Source organism: Amycolatopsis sp. NPDC051106 (genome assembly GCF_040682775.1).
In the GTDB taxonomy this organism is placed as follows: Bacteria; Actinomycetota; Actinomycetes; order Mycobacteriales; family Pseudonocardiaceae; genus Amycolatopsis.
Genome location: NZ_JBFBBQ010000036.1, coordinates 29,717 through 50,437 on the forward strand (window position 1 = coordinate 29,717; position 20,721 = coordinate 50,437).

The following is a 20,721-nucleotide window of genomic DNA, read 5'->3' on the forward strand; positions in this document are numbered from 1 at the left end:
ACATCAGGACATGAAGGCTCAAGTGGCTCCCGCGCGCCGGCGCGGGCTCGCCGACGAGGTCGCCGACCGCATCCGCGACGCGATCTTCGACGGGACGTACGCGCCGGGAAGCCAGCTGCGCGAGGTGGAGCTGGCGGAGGCGCTGGGGGTCAGCCGCGGGCCGGTCCGCGAGGCGCTGCTCAAGCTCGAGCGCGAGGGCCTCGTCCGCGGCGAGTGGCACCGGGGCACGACGGTGACGTCACTGTCCGAAGTGGACGTCGCGGAGCTGGACAGCCTGCGGGCCGCGCTCGAGCAGCTGGCCGTCGAGCTGGTGATCGACCGCGCCCCCGGCCTGGAGGAGGTCGACGCCGCCGTGGCCCGCATGGAACGCGCGGCCGACGCGCACGAGATGGTCCGGTGCGACCTCGGCTTCCACGACGCGGTCTACGCGGCTGCGGGGCACCGGCGCCTGGGCGAGGCCTGGCAGGCGATCCGTTCGCAGGTCCACCTGTTCCTGCTGACCCGCATCGGCCTCGAAACGGACGGCTACCTGGCGGCCATCCCGGCCGAACACCGCCGGCTCGCCGACGCGCTGCGAGCCGGCGATCAGAAGGCGGCCCTCGAGCTGTTCGCGACCCACCGGCGGCACGCGTTCGACATCCTCACCGGGCGGCCGTGAGCCCGTCGGCGGTTACCGTGGACCTCACCGTTGCGCGTCTTACCGGGGGTGGGGGAGATGGACTTCGACGTGGTGGTGGCCGGCGGCGGCCCGGTGGGCCTGCTGCTGGCGGGCGAGCTCCGGCTGGGCGGCGCCCGGGTGCTGGTCCTGGAACGCGAGACGGAGACGCCGCGGGCGCGGCACGGGTCGATGGGGGCGCGGGCGCTCAACACGCCTTCGGTGCACGCGCTGCACCTGCGGGGCCTGCTGCCCGCCGTCGAACGAGCCGCCGCGATGTGGGCCGGGCCGAACGTGCTGCCGCCGCCCGGCGCCGCGCGGACCGGAGACTTCTTCGTCGGGCACTTCGCGGGGATCGGGATCCGGGCCGACCGGCTGCGGCCACCCGGCCCGGGTGACGAGTTCCTCGGCGCGGGCGTGGTCAGCCAGGCCGACCTGGAGGACATCCTCCGGGCGTGGGCGGACGTCGAGGTACGGCGTGGCGTCGCGCTGACCGGGTTCGACGCGGACGACGGCGGCGTGACCGTCCACACCGGACAAAGCGAAGTCCTCGCCGGGTGGCTGGTGGGCGCGGACGGCGGGCGCAGCACCGTGCGCCGCCTGGCCGGGTTCGAGTTCCCGGGCGTGGACCCCGTCTTCACCGGCCGGCAGGCGGTGGTCGACCTCGACGCGCCGGAGAAGCTCGTCGCGGGAGGCTGGCAGCACGGGGAGAGCGGCTCGTACGTGCTCGGCGGCTGGGCCGACGGCGACGGGCCACCGCGCGTGCACACCGTGGAGTACGAGGTGACCGCGGACCGGGACGCACCCGTGACGGCGGCGGAGATGCAGGCCAGCCTGCGGCGGGTCAGCGGCACCGACGTCGCGGTCACCCGCGTGCACGTCGGCACGCGGTACACGGACACGACCCGGCAGGCCACCACCTACCGGCGCGGCCGGGTGCTGCTGTGCGGCGACGCCGCGCACGTGCATTCGCCCGCGGGTGGACAGGGGCTCAACCTGGGCCTCGGCGACGCGGTCAACCTGGGGTGGAAGCTCGCGCTCGCCGCGCGGGGGCTCGCACCGGAGTCCCTTGTGGACACCTACACGCCGGAGCGGCACCCGATCGGCGAGTGGGTGCAGCGGTGGAGCCTGGCGCAGACGGCGCTGAGCGCACCGCGCGGGCCCCGGGCGGAGGCGTTGCGCGGGGTGGTGGCCGATCTGCTCGACACCCCGGATGGCGCCACCCACGTGGTCTCGAGCATCGGCGGCGGCTGGCAGCACTACGCCATCCCGGGCGACTTCCCGCTGATCGGCCACCGGGTCCCGGACCTGGCCCTCGACGACGGGACCACGCTGGCCACCCGGTTCCGCGACGGCGGCGCGGTACTGCTGGCGGCGGCAACGGAAGCGGCGCCGGTGGCAGCGGAGTGGGGGAGCCGGGTCCGCGTGGTGACGGCACGGCCGTTGGCGTTCCCGGACCAGCAGCTGGCGGCGCTGGTGCGCCCGGACGGTCATCTGGCGTGGGCTTCGGTCGGCGAGCTGGACGAGAAGAGCCTGCGCGAAGCGATGACGACCTGGCTCGGCCCGGCCGGGTAGGGACAGGGAGCAGTGACACACCCGCCATCCGCTCTGCCATGGTGCCAAGGGGTAACCGCCGGTCCGGGTGTTGACGGCGGCACCCCCGGCGCGGATGGTGGACCCATGGCGACACGCATGGGCGCGCGGTTCACCGGCGACCTGGCCGAGCTGCGGTACGAACCGGTGGCCAAGCGGGTCCGCGCGGTCGCGAGTGGACGGACCTTCGCCGACTCGCGGCGGGCCGTGCTGGTCTGGGAACCGAAACGGGTGGTGCCGTCGTACGCGTTCCCCGCGGCGGACCTGCGCACGACCCTGGCCCCGGCGGACGCCGCACCGGCGCCCGAACACCCGGTGCGGCTGGCCGAAGGCGGTCCGCCGGTCCTCGACCCGCGGACCGCGTTCGCCGTGCACACCTGCGCGGGCGAGCCGCTGACCCTGGCCGGCGACGGCGTGACCCTGCCGGGTGCGGGCTTCCGGCCCGCCGACGCCGATCTCGGGGACCACGTCGTCCTCGACTTCGCCGCGTTCGACGAGTGGCTCGAGGAGGCCGAGCCGATCGTCGGCCACCCGCGGGACCCGTTCTCGCGCATCGACGTCCGGCGCAGCGACAGCCGGGTGCGGATCGAGGTGGACGGCGTCGTCGTGGCCGAGTCGGCCGCGGCGCGCCTGCTGTTCGAAACCGGCATCACCACCCGCTACTACCTGCCGCGCGAGGACGTCCGGATGGAGCTGCTCACGCCGTCGGACACGCGCACCACCTGCGCCTACAAGGGCCACGCGACCTACTGGTCGGTGGGCGGCCACCGCGATCTCGCCTGGACCTACGACGAGCCGCTGTCCGACGTGCGGGACGTCGCCGGGTACATCGCCTTCCTCACCGAACGCGCCGACGTCGTCGTGGACGGCGAGCGGCTGCCGCGGCCGGTCACGCCGTGGTCATAGCAGCAGGTCGGCCAGGACCCCGATCTCCCGCACCGGATCCGTCGATTCCAGCCGCTCCAACGGATCCGCGTCGGGCAGGGCGCCGAACGACAACCCGGTCAAGCCGGCGATCCGGCGCACCGGCACCTGGTACGTGCGGTAGGCGCCGTAGCTGAACTCGCCCGCCAGCTCCAGGCCGTGGATCAGCTCCTCCTGACTGAGCAGGTACGCCGTCGCCGAGAGCGTGCCGTCGGCCTTCACCATCGCGACGACCTTCCAGAACTGGCGCGGCAGCCGGACACCGCGGTAGGGATCGTCGTCCTCCGCGAGCACGGGCCCGGTCACCACGCTTACCTTCAGATCCGCGTTGTCCGCGTTGTTCAGCACGTAGTCCTCGAGCCCGGCCCACGTGGTCTTGTTCTGGTTGAAGTCCTCGTGCTGCGGCGAACAGTTCGTGAAGTGGAACGTGTCGTCGTTGCCGAGCTGCGCGATCGCGGCCGTCGCGCCCCACGCCGGGTCGAGGCGGCGGACCAGGTGCCCGCGGTCGAGCGGGTTGGCCCGGTAGATCTCCTCGCCGGCCTGCTCGCCGGCGTCGATGCGCGGGTCGAGCGACCAGCGGTCGGTGTCCCGCCGCAGCGACCGGCTGGTGCGCCCGTCGATGTTGACGGCCGTGAAGAACGCCAAGCGCCGCACCTTGTTCATGACGACGCTGAAGTGGTGGTACGGCAGGACGTAGCTCGGCTCGCCCGCCGCCTGCCGGTTGACCGCCGCCAGCTCGGCGAGCGCGTCGGACAGGGCCGGCAGCGGCACCGTGTGCCCGGGGAGGAAGTCCGGGTCGTAGCCCTGCCGGTTCGAGTAGTCCGGGTCGATCCGGACGCTCTCCGGCGCCGCGGTGCCCCGCCCGGGCCGGGCGGAAAGGCGGTCGAGCAGCGCTTGGTGCGCCGGGGTGAACCGCTGCCCGCGCAGGAACTCCAGCAGCCGGCTGACCCGGATTCCCTCGTTCAGGAAACCGCCGTACTCCGCGCGTCCCTCGGCCGGGACGCTGGCGTGGTGCAGCGCCACGATCTCCCACTGGTCGTTGAACACCGGCGAACCCGACGACCCGGGTTCGGTGTCGGTTTCGTAGTGCAGGAACCGGTCCAGGACGTCGACGATCCGGTTTTCCCGCAGCGCCACCTGCTTCTTGCCCCCGCGCGGGTGCTGGATGATGGTGACGAAGTCCCCGACGATCGCCTTGCCCTCGCTGCCGATCAGCCGGTTGAACCCGAAGGGACGCAGCTCGTCGGCCGTCCCGTGGACCGCCACGAGCGCGAAGTCCAGCGCCTCGTCGGCGGCGAAGAAGCGTTCGGGATCGAGCCTGAACGCGCGTACTGGCCGGGGCAGGCCGTCGACGCCGTCCTGGTAGTCGAACTCGATGATGCTCGACCCGGCCGTGGCGGCGTCCGGGAGCACGTGGTGGTTGGTGAGCAGCAGTTCCGGCGAGATCATCGAGCCGGTGCCGTAGCCGGTGAGCCGGCCGCGGCCGTCGCGGATGGTGACCCGGCCGATCGCGGCCGACGCCGTGACGCCGCCCTCGAGGTAGCCGACGCCGAGCAGGTCGTCGGTGAGCACGATCCGTTCGAGGATCACGCCGGCGTCCGCCATCGCCTTCGGATCGCCGGCCGCGAGCGCCGCCGGGTCCACCGGCCGCACGTCCGGGTAGTACCGGCCGAGCCGGTCGATCCGGGTGGCGACCCGGCCGGGTTCGTCGGCCTCGGCGATCCCGCCGGGTGTGCGCAGCAAGGCGATCTTCGCCCGTCGTTCCCCGGTGCGCCCGGCGGCGCGCGCGGCCGCGGCTCGTTCTTGTTCGGACTGGCGATCCGTCAACACGTCCACGACGCCTCCCCGGCTTTCCGGACGAAACACCCGTTAGTCGGACCGGAACCGGGCTCGTTACACGAATTGCGTGGTGTCGTAAGGAATTCTTTTCACCCCGGTTCGCGTTATTTCCCGCTGTCGCGGCGGGTGGGCGAATAACTGCCGCGGCGAGCGGGGCGCGGTGATCGTCGCGCGGCCGGGGATGCGAGCATGCTGCCATGTCTTCGACCATGCGGGCCTTCGTGCTCACCGGGCCGCGGCAAGGCGCCGTCCACGAGGTTCCCGTCCCGCTCGCCGGCCCCGGCGAGGTCGTCGTCGACGTCGAACGGGCCGGGGTCTGCGGCACCGACGTCGAGTTCTTCACCGGTGAGATGGCCTACCTCCACCAAGGCCACTCCGCCTACCCGATGCGGCTGGGGCACGAGTGGGCCGGCACGGTCTCCGCCGTGGGGGAGGGCGTCGACGCCGCGTGGCTCGGGCGGCGCGTCATGGGCGACACCATGCTCGGCGACCGGACCTGCCGCCGCTGCCGGCGGGGCCACCAGCACACCTGCGAGAACCGCCAGGAAGTCGGGATCCGCGGCGCCCGGCCCGGCGCGCTGGCCGAACGGCTCGCCGTCCCCGCGTGGTCGCTGCACGCGCTGCCCGGCGAGGTCGACGCGGTGCTCGGCGCGCTCGTCGAACCGGGCGGCAACGCGTTGCGCGCGGCGCGGGCCACGGGAGCCGGGGCCGGCGACCGGGTCCTCGTGCTCGGCCCGGGGACGATCGGGCTGCTGACGGCGATGTTCCTGCGCGCCGCGGGTGCCGAGGTGCACCTCCTGGGCGTGGACGACGGCGCCTTCGCGCGCGGCCTCGGCTTCGAGCACGTCTGGACCCGCGCGACGCTCCCGGACCTGCCCTTCGACGCGGTCGTGGACGCCACCGGCGCCGCGGACCTGCCCGCGCTGGCCGTGGACCTCGTCGAACCGGCTGGCCGGGTCGTCTACATCGGACTGTCCGGCCGGCCCAGCCCGCTCGACACCCGCGCGCTGGTGCTGAAGGACGTCACGGCCGTCGGCGTCCTGTCCGCGTCACCGGGGCTGGCCGACACGATCGCGGCCTACGCGGGCGGAGCCGTCGACCCCCGCCCGCTCGTCGGCGCGACCGTCGGGCTCGGCGAGGTCGGTGCCGTGCTCGCGGGGGAGTACCCCGCAGGCCCGAAGGTCCACGTCGACCCGCGGCGCTAGCGGGGCGACGCCAGGGTCGTCGGGCGGCTGCGCCCGCGCAGGGTGACGTCCTCGGTGGCCCGCCAGCGCGCCGCTTCCTCCGCTGCCGCAGCCTCGACCGCCGTCCACGACGCCAGCAGGCGGTCCGGCGCGTTCTTCGCCAGCTCGGTCAGCCGGGCGGCTTCGTTGACGGGGTCGCCGATCACGGTGTACTCGAACCGGCGCGGGTCGCCGACGTTGCCCGCCACCGCGTCGCCGGTCGCGACGCCGATACCTGCCGGGCCGTCCGGTACCTCGAGCGCCAGCCGACGGGCGATCGCGCGGCCGGCGGCCAGGGCGCACGTCGCGTGGTCCTCGAGCGGCGCCGGCGCCCCGAAGACCGCGAGGGCCGCGTCGCCGACGAACTTGTTGACCAGCCCGTGGTGGCGGTCGACCTCGTCGACCACCACCGTGAAGAACCGGTTGAGCAGGCCGACGACCTCTTCGGGCGGGCGGCTCGCGGCGAGCGCCGTCGACCCGACGAGGTCGACGAACAGCACCGACACCGTGCGCACCGAGCCACCGAGCTCGGTGCTGCTTTCGGACGTGCGCATGGCCTCGACGGCGACTTCGTGCCCGACGTGCCTGCCGAACAGGTCGCGCATCCGCTCCCGCTCGGCCAGCCCGGCCGCCATGTCGTTGAACCCGGCCTGCAGCAGGCCCAGCTCGGTGCCGTCGTAGACCGGGATGGCCACGTCGAACTCGCCGGCCCGGACGCGGCCCAGCGCGTCCCGCACCGACGTGATCGGGTTGACCACCGCACGGGCGGTGAACACGGTGACCAGCAGGCCGAAGCACAGCACGACCAGGCCGAGCGCGATCACCGACACCGCGAGCTTCGTCGTCGAGACGTCGCCGCGCACCCAGGCCAGCACCGCCGTGACGACCAGACCGGCCACCGGCACCCCGGTGCCCAGGCACCAGAACAGCAGCATCCGCAGGTTGACGCCGCCGCTGAGCGGGCGCGGCGGCGCGGTCCCGTCGAGGGCCCGCGCGGCGTACGGGCGCAGGGCGAACTCGCCGAAGAGGTAGGCGATCGCGCACACCACGACGCTCGCGAACGCGACGACGAGGAACACGGTCAGCGCAACGGCGGGCTGCCGGAGCACCGCCAGCGCGGCGAACACCACCGTCGCCACGCCCCACAGGACGGCCTGCATGAGCGTGAGCCGCAGGGGGACGCGCAGGCTGGCGACGCGTTCGGCGTCGGTCGGCGATCGTCCTTCGGCGGCCCAGCGCAGGGTCCGCAGGGCACCGCGGGTGCCCCAGAGCGTGCCGACCACGACCGCGGACACGACGTAGACCGGTACGGCGACCGCGGTGACCCGCACGAGGTCGCCGGACATGCCCGGCGCGGGGATGAGCAGCGCCGCGAGCCCGACGACCACCAGCGCGCCGATGACGTTCGTGGCGATCAGGGTCGCGGTCAACAGGCGCTGGACGCGGCGGCGCAGTACGGTCACGTCCTGGTCGAGGGGCCCGAGCAGCCCGGAGCCGAACGGCCCGGAGCGGGTGGGGGTGTCGCTGCTTGAGTGCACCGGTTCCTGCCGATCGACGCGATTGAGTGAACGAATGTACACCGAAACGTCTGCGGTCGGCGAGCCGGTTCACGCCGACGAGTGGCTCAGACCAGGACGGTGACGAGCGCCGCGCCGAGCAGGGCCAGGTAAGCGACCGCGTGGGCCCGGTCCGGGATGGCCGGCGGCCATCGCCGCAGGACCGCGATGGTGGGCAGCGACCCCGCGAGCAGCAGGCCCGCCGCCGCCGGGTCCAGGGCCGCGGGGCCCGGCGCGGCCAGGTAGACGGCCGTCGCCACCGCCGCGACCGGCAGGCTCAGCAGGTTGGCCAGCGCAGTCGCTTCGCTCATCGGCAGGCCGCGGCGGCGCAGCAGCGGCACGGTCAGCACGCTGCCCCCGACGCCGAGGAACGCCGCGACCGCGCCGATCCCGACGCCGCCGGCGGACGCGGTGCGGCGGCTCAGCGGCCGCGGCTCCCCGCCGGTGAGAAACCCCCGCCGCAGCACGCTGTCCACGATGGTCAGGGCGAGGTACCCCGCGAACAGCGCGTGCAGCACCCCGTCCGCGACGCTGGTCGCGGCCAGCGCGCCGAGGCCCGCACCGAGCGCGATGAACCCGCCCAGCGGCCAGACGTACTCGCGGCGAAGCCGCCCGGCGCGCACCACGGTGACCGTCGCGCCGAGCGAGTTGACCAGCATCACCGCGGCGGACGTCCCGACCGCGACGTGCATCGCGTCCGGCCCGCGGGCGGCGACGGCGTAGACCACCGGCACGGTCACGAATCCGCCGCCGAAGCCGAACAACGCGGTCGTCACGCCGGACAGGATCCCGAGTCCGAAAAGGACGGTGAAGGGGGTGGGCACGTGGCTCGACGCTACCGCGCGAACCGGTGGCGGGCATTCGCCGATCAGCCACTTTCTTCCGAGTTTCGGCCACCTATGCTCAGGCCGTGCGCAACGTCCCCCTCGACACCGTCGACGACCTCGATCGCGACGTCGTCGCCATCGGCACCGACTACCCGCCCGGCCACGTCCTCGCCGAACACCGGCACCGGCGGGCCCAGGTGCTCTACGGCGTCACCGGGTCGATGCGGGTCGACACGGCCGACGGCGCGTGGACGGTCCCGCCGCACCGGGCCGTGCTGATCCCGGCCGGGGTGCCGCACGCCGTGCGGATGGACGGCGTGAGCACGCGCAGCCTCTACGTCGAACCCCGGGCGGTACCGTGGTTCCCGGCCCGCTGCCGGGTGGTCGAGGTGCCGCCGCTGCTGCGCGAGCTGCTCCGCGAAGCGGTCGACGTCGAACCGCGGTACGCGCCGCGCGGCCGGGACGCGGCCGTGCTGACCCTGGCCCTGCACGAGCTCCGGCGGGCCGCGCCGCTGCCGCTCGACCTGCCGCTGCCCGCCGATCCGGCGCTGCGCCGGCTGTGCACCGAGTTCCTGGCCGGGCCGCGGATCGACGTCCGGCCGTCCGTGTGGGCCGCGCGGCTGCACGTCGCCGAGCGGACGCTGCACCGGCGGTTCCGTGCCGAGACCGGGCTCGCGCTCGCGCCGTGGCGGCGCCGGGCCGGCGTGCTGCACGCGTTGCCGCAGCTGGCGGCGGGTACTCCGGTGGCCGAGGTCGCGGCCGCTCTCGGGTACGCCGGCCCCGGCGCGTTCACGACGATGTTCCACCGCCTGCTCGGCGTCCCGCCCAGCGAGTTCCGCGGCGACTGAGCCGACGGGTGTGCCCTCGATGGAGTATGTGTTACGGTTGGTAACAGTGAACTCGGGTAACACCTGTCGAGGAGGTCGGCGATGACCAGCATCAGCGAACGCGAAGCGGGGGCCGTAGAGCCTTCGGACCGCGAGACGACCGCGCGCCGGCTGCTGGACTCGTCGGAGCAGCTCTCGTACGACCCCGTCAAGGAGGTCGACTGGGAAACGCCGCTGGACACGGATTACCACGGCGCGAGCCCGGAGTGGAGCACGCTCTACGGCACGTCCTACTGGGCGGAGATGACGCCGGAGCAGCAGCGCGAGCTGACCCGCCAGGAGGCGGCGTCGGTGGCCAGCACCGGGATCTGGTTCGAGATGATCCTGCAGCAGATGATCCTGCGGGACTTCTACGCGAAGGACCCGACCGACCCCGCGTTCCAGTGGGCGCTGACCGAGATCGCCGACGAATGCCGGCACTCGATCATGTTCGCCCGCGGCGCGGCGAAGCTGCGCGCGCCCGCTTACCGACCACGCCGGTTCGTCGTCGAGGCCGGCCGGATCTTCAAGGCGACCGCGACCGGCGAAGCGGCCTACGCGGCGATCCTGGTCGCCGAAGAGGTACTCGACGTGATGCAGCGCGACTGGATGCGCGACGAGCGCGTCGTCCCGTTCGTGCGCACCATCAACAACATCCACGTCGTCGAAGAGTCGCGCCACATGAAGTTCGCGCGCGAGGAGACCCGGCAGCGGCTCGAGGGCGCCGGCTGGGTGCGGCGGCAGGTCAACGCGCTGGTCGTCGCGATCGCGTCCTACGTCATCGTCGGCAGCATGTGGAACGCCAAGGTGTACGAGAACGCCGGGCTCGACGGCAAGCGCGCGCGGCGCGAGGCGAAGGCCAACGAGCACCACAAGTCGATGCTGCGCTCGAGCTGCTCCGGGCTGATGGAGTTCCTGCACTCCGCCGGGCTGCTCACGAAGCCGTCGCTGTGGTTCTACAAGCGGGCGAACCTGATCTGACATGGCGTTCGCGATCACCCAGACCTGCTGCGCCGACGCGTCCTGCGTGTCGGTCTGCCCGGTCAACTGCATCCACCCGACGCCGGACGAACCGGACTTCGGGACGACCGACATGCTCTACGTCGACCCGGCGACCTGCATCGACTGCGGCGCCTGCGCCGACGCCTGCCCGGTCGACGCGATTTTCCCGGCCGGCGACCTGACCGGGCCGCTGAAGGTCTACGAGGAGCTCAACGCGGAGTTCTACGCGGGCCGTGACGTCCTCGCCGAGGCCACGACCGCCCCGAACTTCCACCGCTGGTCCCCGCCGGTCTTCGGGCGCGTCCTGCCCAGCGACTTCGCGCCGCTGGACGTCGCGGTCGTCGGCACCGGCCCGGCGGGCATGTACGCGGTCGAGGACCTGTTGCTGCACACCAATTCCCGCGTCACGCTGATCGACCGGCTCGCGACGGCCGGCGGCCTGATCCGCTACGGCGTCGCGCCCGACCACCCGTCGACGAAGAAGATCGGCGAGACGTTCGCGCGGTACCACGACCACCCCCGCCTGCGGCTGAGGCTCGGCGTCGAGGCCGGTCCCGAACTGGCCGGACGGCACGACGCGGTCATCTACGCGGTCGGGGCCACCGAGGCTCGCCGCCTGGATGTCCCCGGAGAAGACCTGCCCGGCAGCCTTCCGGCCGCCTCGGTGGTTGGCTGGTACAACGGCCACCCGGACATCGCGCCGGCCGCCGTGGACCTCTCGGCCGAGCGGGTGGTCGTGGTGGGCACGGGCAACGTCGCCCTCGACATCGCCCGGATCCTGACGGCTTCGCCGGAGTCGCTGGCCGGGACGGGGATCGCGCCCGCGGCCTTGGCCCGGCTGCGGTCGAGCAAGGTGCGCGAGGTCGTGCTGCTGGCCCGGCGCGGGCCCGAGGACGCCGCGTACACCCGATCGGAACTGCTGGCGCTGGCGGCCCGCGGCGACCTCGTCGTGGACGCGCACGACCCGCGGGTCGGTGCGGCGATCGACGGCGGCCACGAGAAGGCCGCTTGGTTGCGGGGGTTGCCGCGCGAGACGGTGGACTGGTCGTCCCCGCCGTCGGACGGACGGCGGATCGTGCTGCGGTTCCACTCTTCCCCGGTCGCGTTCACGGGCGACCGCGAAGTCCGGGGTGTCCGCGTGTCGGGCCCCGCGGGTGACGTCGAGATCCTCGCCGGCCGCGTCGTGCGGGCGGCCGGGTTCCGCGGTGCGCCCGTGGCCGGGCTCCCGTTCGACCCCGCCACCGGGACCGTGCCGAACGTCTCGGGGCGGGTCGAGCCGGGAACGTACGTGGCGGGGTGGATCAAGCGCGGGCCCTCGGGCGGGATCGGCGCCAACAAGGCGTGCGCCCGCGAGACGGTCGGAGCGCTGCTGGAGGACGCGGTCGCCGGCCGGCTGCGGACCCGGCGGCGCGCACGCGTCTTCGGCCGGGCATGAGCTCTCCTGTGTCGCAGTGAATGACTCATTCCTGGCGCCGGACGCCAGGAATGAGTCATTCACTGCATCGCCGGCCCGGCCAAGGCTCAGCCGAGCCGCTCGTCCCAGTCGGCGAACGCCGCCACCAGGTCGGCGGGCGCGTCGATCTCCTTCAGCTGCCGCAGCTGGTCCGCGATGTAGTACCGGTACAGCGGAACCAGCCCCGCCGCCAGCTCCGGCCGCAGCTCATCGGCGTCCAGCGGATGTCCTTCCCGGACCCGCAAAGCCAGCCGCACCAGCGAACCCGCGGGGGCGTCCGGCCGGGACAGGTACCACTCGATCGCTTCGTCGTTGTTCGCCGCGCGACCGGAGGCCAGCGTTCCCGAGTACAGGAACCGGACCGGGAACAGCACCGCCTTCGTGAACCACACCGTGTCCACCAGCAGCCGGCGCGGCTCGCGGAACTCCGCGGTCACCTCGGGCGTCGCCAGGACCGCGATCGCGAACCGCGCGCTCTCCAGCAGCAGCTCCGAAGCCGCCGGGCGGGCGATCTCCGCGAGGACGTCCGAGCCGAGCAGGACCCGGCCGTGGTCGGCCAGCTGCAGGCGGTCCAGCGCCGGGAAACGGCCGTCGTCGCGGCCTTCGCGCAACGCCGGCAGCGACGCCCAGAACACCGACAGCTTGCGGTGCAACGGACTCCGCTCCTGCAGCGACGCCGTCGTGTCCGCGATCGAGGAGCCGTCCGCGTCCGCCAGGACGAGCGCCAGGTCGATGTCGCTCGCCGCCGGGGCGTACCCGCCGTAGGACAGGCTGCCCAGCAGGTACGCGCCGATCAGGCGCTCTCCCAACGCTTCCTGGTACGCGCGGGCGGCTTCGGCGGCGACTTCGCGAGCGGCCGAGGCCGGGTCCGTGGAGGTCATGCCGCCACCGTATCGCGGCGGGCGCGCTCGGCGATGCGGTCGGAGACGACGCCGATCACCTGCCACGCCCGGTCGAGCACCTCGACGACGTCGTCGACCGCCCAGTCTTCGCGGCGGCGCAACAGTTCGTAGCCCATCTCGAGGTGCTCGACGTCGGCTTCGTCGTGCAGGTCGAAGTATTCGTCCTCGGGGAACGCCCGCGTCCCCGCCTGGCTGAACACCAGGCTGCCGGCCTCGAGGGCCAGGTGCGCCAGCACCGCGCGCTGCACGCCGGGCAGGGTCGCGAACTGGTCGACGAACCACGACGCGCCCGCTTCGATGACCGGGTCCCAGACCAGCTGCCGGTCGTCCGCGCGGCTGCGGGCCAGGATCTTGTCGTGCCCGATCTCCTCCTCCTGGTGCTCCAGGGCCAGCGCCCGCAGCTCCGGGTCGCTCTCGAAGGTGACCCGGGCGCTGATCATCCGCTGGAAGGCGTTCGACCACGGCTGCAGGTACGTGAGCACCGCTTTCTTGGTCTCGTCGGTGGTACTCGCGTCGGTCAGCAGCCGGATCAGCTCCGACGTTGCGTACTCCCGTTGCCGCTGCTCGTTGTGGCGGGCTACGCGCTCGACGTCCTGCTGGGTCACGATCGGCTCCTTACCTTGGTGCGACGGGAGATCATCTTTCCGGGAAGGCTAAGCAAGATCAACAGGCGCGAGGGAGCGGTCGTACACCGGGAACCGGAAGTACGTGGTGACGTCGCCGCGCCGGCCCGCTGTGCGGTAGCTCACCAGCTCGAGGATCTTCGTCGTGGCCAGTGGTCCCGGTGCCAGTGCCGCGGTGAGGAGGCGGAACCGGCCCGGGTCGACGCCTTCGCGGTGCAGCAACGCGGCGGTGCGCTCCACGGCTTCTTCGTCACCCGACGCGAGATCGGGCAGGCGCAGGTACGTCGTGGACTCGGCCGCGCGGTCCGCTCCGGACCGGAACGCGAGGCAGGTCAGGGCCGCCTCACCGGCGTCTTCCCGGTCACCGGCCAGGATCCGGTAGGCGGCGCTCGCGTCGCCGGCGTCGTGACGCAGCGCCACCGAGGCGACGCGGTTCACCTCGGCCAGGCCGGCGCCGTGGTTGCGGTAGTAGATCTTCACCCGGGCCTCGGCCTCGTCGGCCAGGTCCACCGCGAAGAATTCGATTTCCCGGGCGCCCTCGACGGCCTCGGCCCGGCGCCGGGTGGTGTCCCAGGCGGCCGCCATGCCGAGCCGGGCCATGGCTTCGGCCACGGCCGCCTCGCGCTGGGCGTGCGGCCACGGGTAGAGCCCGAAGTAGGTCTTGTGGACGATCCGCGACGGCGGCCGCCAGGCGATGGAGTACCACAGGGGCGCGGGAGACGGGCGGCCGGCGCGCGGCGTGAACACCTCCCGCACCTCCCGCAGCCTGCGGGAACCGCTTTCCGTGGGGACGGCCACGTCGTGGCCGAGGCTGTCGAACAGCACGCGCAGCTCCGGGTCCCGCCCGGACCAGTTCACCGACATCTCGGCCGGGAACCCGTCGTCCGCCACATAGGACGGGTGGGCCGGCGCGGGCCCGATCCGCTCGTGCGCCCACGGCGGCAGCAGGGCGCGCAGCATCCGCGTGGTCCGGACGGACTGCTCCACCGGGACCTCGAGCGCTTCACACGCGGTAGACCAGAGCCCGCACAGGAAGTCGCCGAAGAGACGACCCTGTGCCGGGTAGTTTTCCCTTGTATATTCAGGAAACCTTGGCACGTGAATCGTCACGTGCGGATGCTATCAGTTTGATGCTTGCTCAACTAAAAAGCTGCACCCGGGTGGTCCAACCAATTGCGCCATGTGGGTTTGCCGGTGTCCGAGGTGGACACGCTCGGACACATCGGACACCGGCGTCGTCCGGACCGGACAGGGAGCGGACAAAGCGCAGGTCTCAGACCCGCACCGGCACCACGGTCATCGCGTGCTTGACCAACCGGATCAGCGCGAGCTTGCTCGAGTCCCTGTCACGCGCGTCACACATGACGATGGGCACTCGATCCGGGACGACCAGCGCCTCGCGGATCTCGTCGGCGGTGTAGCGCGGCGCGTTGTCGAAGCAGTTCACCGCGACGACGAACGGGATCTTCCGGCGTTCGAAGAAGTCGATGGCGGCGAAGCTGGTCTCGAGACGCCGGGTGTCGACGAGCACGATCGTCCCGATCGCCCCGCGCGCGAGGTCGTCCCACATGAACCAGAACCGCGCCTGGCCCGGCGTCCCGAACAGGTACAGCACGTGCCGCGGCGAGATCGTGATCCGCCCGAAGTCGAGCGCGACCGTCGTCGTGGTCTTCCGCTCCACGCCGGACAGGTCGTCCACCCCGGCGCTCGCTTCGGTGAGCACCTCCTCGGTGGTCAGCGGCGGGATCTCGCTGACCGAGCCGACCATGGTGGTCTTGCCGGCGCCGAAGCCGCCCGCGACGATGATCTTGACCGGCGTCGGAACCATGTCGGCCCCGGTCCGGTCAGTACTTGATGAGGCCATCGAGAACCGCCTGGAGAGTTTCGAGGTCCGGCGCTTGCGCCGGGTTGTGGGTGGGGGAGCGCGTGATCACGAGCCCGCGTTCGATCAGGTCGCCGACGAGCACGCGCACGACCCCCAGCGGGATCTTCACGTAGACGGCGATCTCGGCGACCGAAACGGGGTGACGGCACAGCTGCACGATCGCCACGTGCTCCGGACCCAGCCCGACCGGCTCCTGCTCCGAGCGCAGGGTCATCACCTGCGTCGATAGGTCGAGCCGCGCCGCGTCGGACGGCGTCCGCCCGCTGGTGATCGTGTAGGGCCGCACGAGCGGCCCGGCGGCCTCGTCGTACCAGCCGTCGTCCCCGCTCATGTGGCCTCCCGTAGGACGTGCGCCGCTTCACGCGGCGCGGACGCCATGTAGTCCCCGACCCGTTTGACCAGGCGGCTCATTTCGTAGGCGATCATCTCGACGTCGACGCTGTCCGCCGCCAGCACGGCGAGGCAAGCGCCCTGCCCGGCGGCCGAGACGAACAGGTAGCCGCGCTCCATCTCGATCATGTTCTGCAGCACCGGGCCGCGGTTGAACTGCTTGCTCACCCCCTTGGCCAGGCTCTGCAGGCTGGAGGCGATGGCCGACAGCTGGTCGGAGTCGTCCTTGCTCATGCCGGCCGACTTGCCGATCAGCAGCCCGTCGGCGGACAGCACGATGGCGTTCTGCGCGCCGACCACGCGGCTGACCACGTCGTCGAGCAGCCAGTTGAGATCGGGTTTGGGGTTCCCGTACTCGTTCATGCGTCAGAGACCTTGACTTTCCTCTGTGGACATTCGTGTGTGCTGTCGCGGACTACGCATCGTCCGGCCCGCCCCGCCCCCGGCGCGTGCCCTTGTGGAACGCCGCCAGCGTGCGCGCGGTCCCCTCTCCGGGCGCGACGACTTCGTCGCTTTCGTCGGGTTCGGTTTCGAGCTGGGCGACGAGGTTCTGCTGGGGTTCGCGCCGGGGCAGCCGGGGCCGGTCGTCGGTCGGCGACGTCGGCCCGGCCGGTCCGCCGCCTGCGGCCGGCGCCGGCTCCGGGGCCGCCGGCGGCGCGGCCGGCACGGAGGGCAGCGGGTCGGGCGAGGTGAGCGCGCGAGCCGGGTACGGCCTCGGCTTGGCCTCTCGCTTCATCGGGATCTGGCCGGTGAACGAGCTGGGCGTGTCCATGGAACCGAGTGAGCTTTCTGCCTGCGGCGCGGGTGCGCCCACCGGGGCGAGGACCGCGGTGGTCTCCGCCGGGGAGGCACCGGGCTCGGCCGGGACGTTCTCCTGCTGGCCGGCCAGGTGCTGGGACGGGATCAGCACGGTGGCCCGGAGGCCGCCGTAGCGGGACGGGTCGAAGGTGACGGTCATGCCGAGCTTCGCCGCCAGCCGCGCGACCACGAACAGGCCGAGGCTGGAATCGGCCCGCAGCGCCATCGCGTCGAACTCGGGCGCCTCGGCCATCATCGCGTTCGCCCACTCGCGGACGCCGTCCTTCATGCCGAGCCCCTGGTCCGACACGTCGACGACGATCCCCCGCGCGACCGCGCGGGAGGAGACCTCGACCGGCGACCCGGGCGGCGAGAACGACGTCGCGTTGTCGACCAGCTCGGCGACGAGGTGGATCGTGTCGGCCACCGCGGCGCCCACGATCGCGACGTCGGGCACCTGCTCGACCTGGACCCGCGCGTACTGCTCGGTTTCCGAGACGGCCGCGCGCAGGACCTCCATCAGCGCCACCGGCTTGCGCCAGCGGCGGCCCGGCTGCTTGCCGCCGAGGATGATCAGGTTCTCGGTGGTGCGGCGGGCCCGGGCGGCGAGGTGGTCGAGCTGGAACAGCGAGGCCAGCTGCGTCGAGTTGTCCTCGCGGGCTTCCATCTCGTCGAGGATCTGCAGCTGCTGGTGGACCAGGACCTGGTTGCGGTGCGCGATGCCGAGGAACACGTTGTGCACGCCGCTGCGGGCCTTCGCCTCGCTCGCCGCCGCGTTGACGGCGGTCAGCTGGGCGGTGTTGAACGCTTCGGCCACCTGGCCGATCTCGTCGCGGCCGTGGTCGAGCTGCGGGAGCTCTTCCTTCAGGTCGACGGCTTCGCCGTTCTTCAGCCGCGCCACGATGTCCGGCAGCCGGTTGCGGGCGAGGTCGAGCGAGTCGTTGCGCAGCCGCGCGAGGCGGGTCATCAGGGCGCGGTCGACGAGCGAGCGGGACACCCGCACCGCGACGATGATCGCCGCCAGCGAGGCGAGCAGCGCCAGGATGCTGCCGATGATCACGTTGCGCAGCTGGGCGTCACCGGAGTCGATCGCGGCCGCGGAGACCTTGTCCGCCTGCGTGATGGCGAGGTCGTTGAGGGACTGCGCGACCTGGTTGGTCGCGTTCAGCCAGTCCGTTTCGGACACCGGCACGGAGTTCTGTTCGCTGGGCGACCACGGGCCGTGCTTGACGATCGCCACCTCGGCGGTGCCCAGCTGCTGCCACGCGGTGCTCTTGGTGAGCGCCTGGTACTTGCTGCGGACGCTCGCGTCGAGGAACGGCTCGATCTGCGCCAGCTGCGTCCGGTAGGACCCGGACAGCTGGGCGAACTGGGCGAAGTCGTCAGGGGCGAAGGTGCCGGCCGAGAAGGCCGTCGACACAAGCGACGTCTCACGCGACATGGCGTCCCCGGCGCGGAAGACCGAGGTCGCCGTGATGCCGCCGGTCGCCGCTTCGGAGTCGGGCACGATGCGTGCCTGGGTGTCGAAGAGGTTCGACGCCGCGTCCATCACGCCGTTGTAGTAGCTGTTGACCTGCGCGCGGTCGATGCTGCGGAAGCTGATCTGCGAGCGCAGCACAGGCAGCTGGTCGAACTGGGACTTCAGGGCGTTGACCTTGGCCGCGATCTCGTCCGGCGCGTTGGAGATCGTCGCGGCGAACGCGTTCTGGAGGGCGCCGAGCTTTTCGTCGGTCGCCTTCTGCTGCACCTGCAGGCGCCCCGGGCCGAGCGCCGGGTCGTCGAGGTACTGCAGCGCGGTCTGGCGTTCCTTCTGGAACTCGGCCAGCGCGGTGGCGGCGGGGATGGACACCTCGCGCACGGAGGCCGCGACCAGCCGGACGTAAACGCCGTTGAAGAGGAAGTAGGAGGAGACCGCGATCCACAGCACCAGCAGGGTGACGCTGGGAATGAGAACGGTCCTGGTCAGCCTTTTGCGGATCGACTTGTCGTACGGCTTGTCCGACTCGTCCTGAGCGTCTTTGTTCTGCACGGCGGTTCACGAACTCCTGAGTGACGGTCGGCGATAAACGGGGACCCGGACGAGGAGGCGGACCCGACGAGTGGACACAGCTGCCGCCGTCACCCGTCTTCGCCTCACCCTCCGTGTTGCCGCGAAATCGATCAGGGTCCGTTTTTTACCACGAACCACTGAGGAGCGGTCGGGCTGACCCGGTCCGCGGACGGTTGTCCGGCGAGGGGCGAACGGCGTTTACCGAGTGCGGTGGGCCGACTACTCCCATTTCCTCTGGTAACGGGCCCGGGCGGAATTTCCGGATGCTTGCACGCTGGGCCGAACGGGTGAAAGTGAATTCGGCCGACTCGGCGCGTCCCGGGTTCGCGGGCCGGGAAAGAACGGGCAGCGGCGGTGCTCCCGGCGACCCGTCGGCGTTCTCCGCGTGACGACACTGCGTACCGGCCGAGCGGAAGATGATCTTCGTCACGGACGGCGGGCGCGAGTCGCGGCGTCACGCGCTACGTGCTTTACATCGAACGAACTGTTGTCAATCGCGATGGACATCCTCTATCGTTCTGTAAACCCAGCCAACGGAGGAGGGTGTGATGAGCGGAGCGACGATCCCCGCCGGGTCCACCGAGCGGTGGCGCGACCGCAAGCGCTACCTGTGGCTCATCGGCCTGGTCGTGCCGTCCCTGGCGTTCCTCGCCATCGGCCTGCACGCGGCCACCGGCTGGCCGGGCTGGTTCTGGATCGGGCCCGTCGTGATCCTCGTGATCGTGCCGCTGATCGACCTGGTCGCCGGGCTGGACCGCAGCAACCCGCCGGACGACGTCATCGAACGGCTGGAGCGGGACCGCTACTACCGCTGGATCACCTTCGCGTTCCTGCCCGTGCAGTACCTCGGCTTCGCCGCCGCCTTCTGGCTGATCGCGCACGGCGACCTGGGCGTCGCCGACAAGATCGGGCTCGCCGTGTCGATCGGCTGCATCGGCGGGATCGGCATCAACACCGCGCACGAACTGGGCCACAAGAAGGAGAGCCACGAGCGCTGGCTCTCGAAGATCGCGCTGGCGCAGAGTTTCTACGGCCACTTCTACATCGAGCACAACCGCGGCCACCACGTCCGCGTGGCGACGCCGGAGGACCCGGCGAGCAGCCGCGTCGGCGAAAGCTTCTACCGCTTCTGGCCGCGTACGGTCTTCGGCTCGCTGAAGTCGGCGTGGCGCCTGGAGCGCAAGCGCTACGCCCGCCGGGACAAGCACCCCTTCCGCCTCGGCAACGACGTCCTCAACGCCTGGCTGATGTCGGCCGTGCTGTGGGTCGCGATGATCGCGTGGCTCGGGGCGGGCGTCCTGCCTTACCTCGTGATCCAGGCCGTCGTCGGGTTCTCGCTGCTGGAGGTCGTCAACTACATGGAGCACTACGGCATGCTGCGGCAGCGGGTCGGCGCGCCCGGGAAGCGCCGCTACGAGCGCGTGGATCCCAGCCACAGCTGGAACTCCAACAACATCGCCACCAACGTCCTGCTCTACCACCTGCAGCGGCACAGCGACCACCACGCCAACCCGACGCGGCGCTACCAGACGCTGCGCGACTTCGCCGAGTCGCCGGTGCTGCCCACCGGGTACGCCGGGATGATCGTGCTGGCGCTGATCCCGCCGCTGTGGCGCCGGGTGATGGATCCGCGCGTGCTCGCCCACTTCGACGGCGACCTCTCCCGGGCCAACCTCCAGCCGGGCAAACGGGACAAGCTCCTCGCGCGCTACGGGACCCGCGTCACGATGGACGTCCGGGAGGCGGCCGACACGCGCGGCGACGCCAGCGAGGGCGGCATGTGCCCAGGCTGCGGGTACGTCTACGACGAGAAGCTCGGCGACCCGCGCGAAGGCTTCCCGGCCGGCACGCCGTGGTCGGCGATCCCGGACTCGTGGTGCTGCCCGGACTGCGGCGTGCGCGAGAAGGTCGACTTCGTCGCGCCGGGCCGGGTGGGTGCGTGATGCGGATCGAAGCGGACCGCGGCAAGTGCGACGGCCTGGGCATGTGCGAAGCGATGGCGCCGGACTTCTTCGAGGTGGGCGACGACGGCACGGTCGCGGTGCTCGACGAACGCCCCGGCGAGGAACACCGGACCGACGTCGCCGCGGCGGTCGACTCCTGTCCCGTGCTCGCCCTGCGGCTGACGGACTGAC

General features: G+C 72.1%; 19 protein-coding genes. 9 read left to right on the forward strand and 10 right to left on the reverse strand.

The genetic code is table 11. The features are described from left to right. Nucleotides 1-10: 10 nt before the first annotated feature. The 3 genes from AB0M83_RS25475 to AB0M83_RS25485 all read left to right on the forward strand — a co-directional run bounded on the left by AB0M83_RS25475 (nucleotide 11) and on the right by AB0M83_RS25485 (nucleotide 3,154). Nucleotides 11-658, forward strand: a complete 648-nt coding sequence (locus tag AB0M83_RS25475) for a GntR family transcriptional regulator (RefSeq protein ID WP_364520836.1) — start codon at nucleotides 11-13, stop codon at nucleotides 656-658. 57 nt (nucleotides 659-715) lie between these two features. Then, on the forward strand, nucleotides 716-2,230 hold the full coding sequence (locus AB0M83_RS25480) for an FAD-dependent monooxygenase (RefSeq protein ID WP_364520837.1): 1,515 nt from the start codon (nucleotides 716-718) through the stop codon (nucleotides 2,228-2,230). Nucleotides 2,231-2,335: 105 nt separating this feature from the next. Continuing rightward, nucleotides 2,336-3,154 carry a DUF427 domain-containing protein gene (locus tag AB0M83_RS25485; RefSeq protein WP_364520838.1) on the forward strand — a complete coding sequence of 273 codons (819 nt, stop codon included), beginning with the start codon at nucleotides 2,336-2,338 and terminating at the stop codon, nucleotides 3,152-3,154. Here AB0M83_RS25485 and AB0M83_RS25490 read toward each other — a convergent pair. Continuing rightward, nucleotides 3,149-5,008, reverse strand: a complete 1,860-nt coding sequence (locus AB0M83_RS25490; RefSeq protein WP_364520839.1) for a DNA/RNA non-specific endonuclease — start codon at nucleotides 5,006-5,008, stop codon at nucleotides 3,149-3,151. The two genes, AB0M83_RS25485 and AB0M83_RS25490, sit on opposite strands and share 6 nt — an antisense overlap. Nucleotides 5,009-5,208: 200 nt before the next feature. Here AB0M83_RS25490 and AB0M83_RS25495 point away from each other — a divergent pair, with 200 nt between their 5' ends. Next, nucleotides 5,209-6,216 carry an alcohol dehydrogenase catalytic domain-containing protein gene (locus AB0M83_RS25495; protein ID WP_364520840.1) on the forward strand — a complete coding sequence of 336 codons (1,008 nt, stop codon included), beginning with the start codon at nucleotides 5,209-5,211 and terminating at the stop codon, nucleotides 6,214-6,216. Here the strand turns inward: AB0M83_RS25495 and AB0M83_RS25500 are convergent. Next, complete coding sequence (locus AB0M83_RS25500; protein WP_364520841.1) at nucleotides 6,213-7,772, reverse strand: adenylate/guanylate cyclase domain-containing protein; 1,560 nt, start codon at nucleotides 7,770-7,772, stop codon at nucleotides 6,213-6,215. The genes AB0M83_RS25495 and AB0M83_RS25500 overlap by 4 nt on opposite strands. 86 nt (nucleotides 7,773-7,858) lie before the next feature. After that, nucleotides 7,859-8,614 carry a sulfite exporter TauE/SafE family protein gene (locus AB0M83_RS25505; protein WP_364520842.1) on the reverse strand — a complete coding sequence of 252 codons (756 nt, stop codon included), beginning with the start codon at nucleotides 8,612-8,614 and terminating at the stop codon, nucleotides 7,859-7,861. Between the two features lie 86 nt (nucleotides 8,615-8,700). Between AB0M83_RS25505 and AB0M83_RS25510 the strand changes: the two genes are divergently transcribed. From AB0M83_RS25510 to AB0M83_RS25520, 3 genes are all read left to right on the forward strand, one after another. Then, complete coding sequence (locus AB0M83_RS25510) at nucleotides 8,701-9,465, forward strand: helix-turn-helix transcriptional regulator (RefSeq protein ID WP_364520843.1); 765 nt, start codon at nucleotides 8,701-8,703, stop codon at nucleotides 9,463-9,465. 81 nt (nucleotides 9,466-9,546) lie between these two features. After that, a complete protein-coding gene (locus tag AB0M83_RS25515) occupies nucleotides 9,547-10,464 on the forward strand; it encodes a diiron oxygenase (protein ID WP_364520845.1) in 918 nt (305 codons plus the stop codon). Between the two features lies 1 nt (nucleotide 10,465). Further along, complete coding sequence (locus AB0M83_RS25520; RefSeq protein WP_364520846.1) at nucleotides 10,466-11,920, forward strand: FAD-dependent oxidoreductase; 1,455 nt, start codon at nucleotides 10,466-10,468, stop codon at nucleotides 11,918-11,920. A gap of 86 nt (nucleotides 11,921-12,006) precedes the next feature. On the opposite strand, the gene AB0M83_RS25525 is transcribed toward AB0M83_RS25520, so the two are convergent. The 7 genes from AB0M83_RS25525 to AB0M83_RS25555 form a co-directional block, all read right to left on the reverse strand. Then, on the reverse strand, nucleotides 12,007-12,819 hold the full coding sequence (locus AB0M83_RS25525) for a hypothetical protein (RefSeq protein WP_364520847.1): 813 nt from the start codon (nucleotides 12,817-12,819) through the stop codon (nucleotides 12,007-12,009). Further along, entirely contained in the window at nucleotides 12,816-13,445 is a 630-nt protein-coding gene (locus AB0M83_RS25530) for a hypothetical protein (protein WP_364520848.1), read from the reverse strand. Before AB0M83_RS25530 ends, AB0M83_RS25525 begins: the two co-directional genes overlap by 4 nt. 48 nt (nucleotides 13,446-13,493) lie before the next feature. Then, the gene (locus AB0M83_RS25535) at nucleotides 13,494-14,450 is read right to left on the reverse strand and encodes a hypothetical protein (protein ID WP_364520849.1); all 957 of its coding nucleotides are present in this window, start codon (nucleotides 14,448-14,450) and stop codon (nucleotides 13,494-13,496) included. A gap of 286 nt (nucleotides 14,451-14,736) precedes the next feature. Beyond that, nucleotides 14,737-15,291: an ATP/GTP-binding protein gene (locus AB0M83_RS25540; protein WP_364520850.1), complete on the reverse strand. Its 555-nt coding sequence runs from the start codon at nucleotides 15,289-15,291 to the stop codon at nucleotides 14,737-14,739. Between the two features lie 16 nt (nucleotides 15,292-15,307). Then, entirely contained in the window at nucleotides 15,308-15,679 is a 372-nt protein-coding gene (locus tag AB0M83_RS25545; protein WP_364520851.1) for a DUF742 domain-containing protein, read from the reverse strand. Next, complete coding sequence (locus AB0M83_RS25550) at nucleotides 15,676-16,101, reverse strand: roadblock/LC7 domain-containing protein (protein WP_155545909.1); 426 nt, start codon at nucleotides 16,099-16,101, stop codon at nucleotides 15,676-15,678. The genes AB0M83_RS25545 and AB0M83_RS25550 overlap by 4 nt, the downstream gene beginning before the upstream one ends. Before the next feature lie 52 nt (nucleotides 16,102-16,153). Next, nucleotides 16,154-18,565, reverse strand: a complete 2,412-nt coding sequence (locus tag AB0M83_RS25555; RefSeq protein ID WP_364520852.1) for a nitrate- and nitrite sensing domain-containing protein — start codon at nucleotides 18,563-18,565, stop codon at nucleotides 16,154-16,156. 569 nt (nucleotides 18,566-19,134) lie between these two features. Between AB0M83_RS25555 and AB0M83_RS25560 the strand changes: the two genes are divergently transcribed. Both AB0M83_RS25560 and AB0M83_RS25565 read left to right on the forward strand, forming a co-directional pair. After that, entirely contained in the window at nucleotides 19,135-20,529 is a 1,395-nt protein-coding gene (locus AB0M83_RS25560; protein WP_364520854.1) for a fatty acid desaturase, read from the forward strand. Further along, on the forward strand, nucleotides 20,529-20,720 hold the full coding sequence (locus tag AB0M83_RS25565) for a ferredoxin (RefSeq protein ID WP_364520855.1): 192 nt from the start codon (nucleotides 20,529-20,531) through the stop codon (nucleotides 20,718-20,720). The genes AB0M83_RS25560 and AB0M83_RS25565 overlap by 1 nt, the downstream gene beginning before the upstream one ends. The last annotated feature ends 1 nt before the right edge of the window (nucleotide 20,721 follow it).

Bases quoted from the DNA above. Each gene is read 5' to 3' on its own strand.
- AB0M83_RS25565 (WP_364520855.1), top strand. From the start codon at position 20,529: ATGCGGATCGAAGCGGACCGCGGCAAGTGCGACGGCCTGGGCATGTGC.
- AB0M83_RS25485 (WP_364520838.1), top strand. From the start codon at position 2,336: ATGGCGACACGCATGGGCGCGCGGTTCACCGGCGACCTGGCCGAGCTG.
- AB0M83_RS25480 (WP_364520837.1), top strand. From the start codon at position 716: ATGGACTTCGACGTGGTGGTGGCCGGCGGCGGCCCGGTGGGCCTGCTG.
- AB0M83_RS25495 (WP_364520840.1), top strand. From the start codon at position 5,209: ATGTCTTCGACCATGCGGGCCTTCGTGCTCACCGGGCCGCGGCAAGGC.
- AB0M83_RS25545 (WP_364520851.1), bottom strand. From the start codon at position 15,679: ATGAGCGGGGACGACGGCTGGTACGACGAGGCCGCCGGGCCGCTCGTG.
- AB0M83_RS25515 (WP_364520845.1), top strand. From the start codon at position 9,547: ATGACCAGCATCAGCGAACGCGAAGCGGGGGCCGTAGAGCCTTCGGAC.
- AB0M83_RS25540 (WP_364520850.1), bottom strand. From the start codon at position 15,291: ATGGTTCCGACGCCGGTCAAGATCATCGTCGCGGGCGGCTTCGGCGCC.
- AB0M83_RS25525 (WP_364520847.1), bottom strand. From the start codon at position 12,819: ATGACCTCCACGGACCCGGCCTCGGCCGCTCGCGAAGTCGCCGCCGAA.
- AB0M83_RS25475 (WP_364520836.1), top strand. From the start codon at position 11: ATGAAGGCTCAAGTGGCTCCCGCGCGCCGGCGCGGGCTCGCCGACGAG.
- AB0M83_RS25560 (WP_364520854.1), top strand. From the start codon at position 19,135: ATGAGCGGAGCGACGATCCCCGCCGGGTCCACCGAGCGGTGGCGCGAC.
- AB0M83_RS25520 (WP_364520846.1), top strand. From the start codon at position 10,466: ATGGCGTTCGCGATCACCCAGACCTGCTGCGCCGACGCGTCCTGCGTG.
- AB0M83_RS25550 (WP_155545909.1), bottom strand. From the start codon at position 16,101: ATGAACGAGTACGGGAACCCCAAACCCGATCTCAACTGGCTGCTCGAC.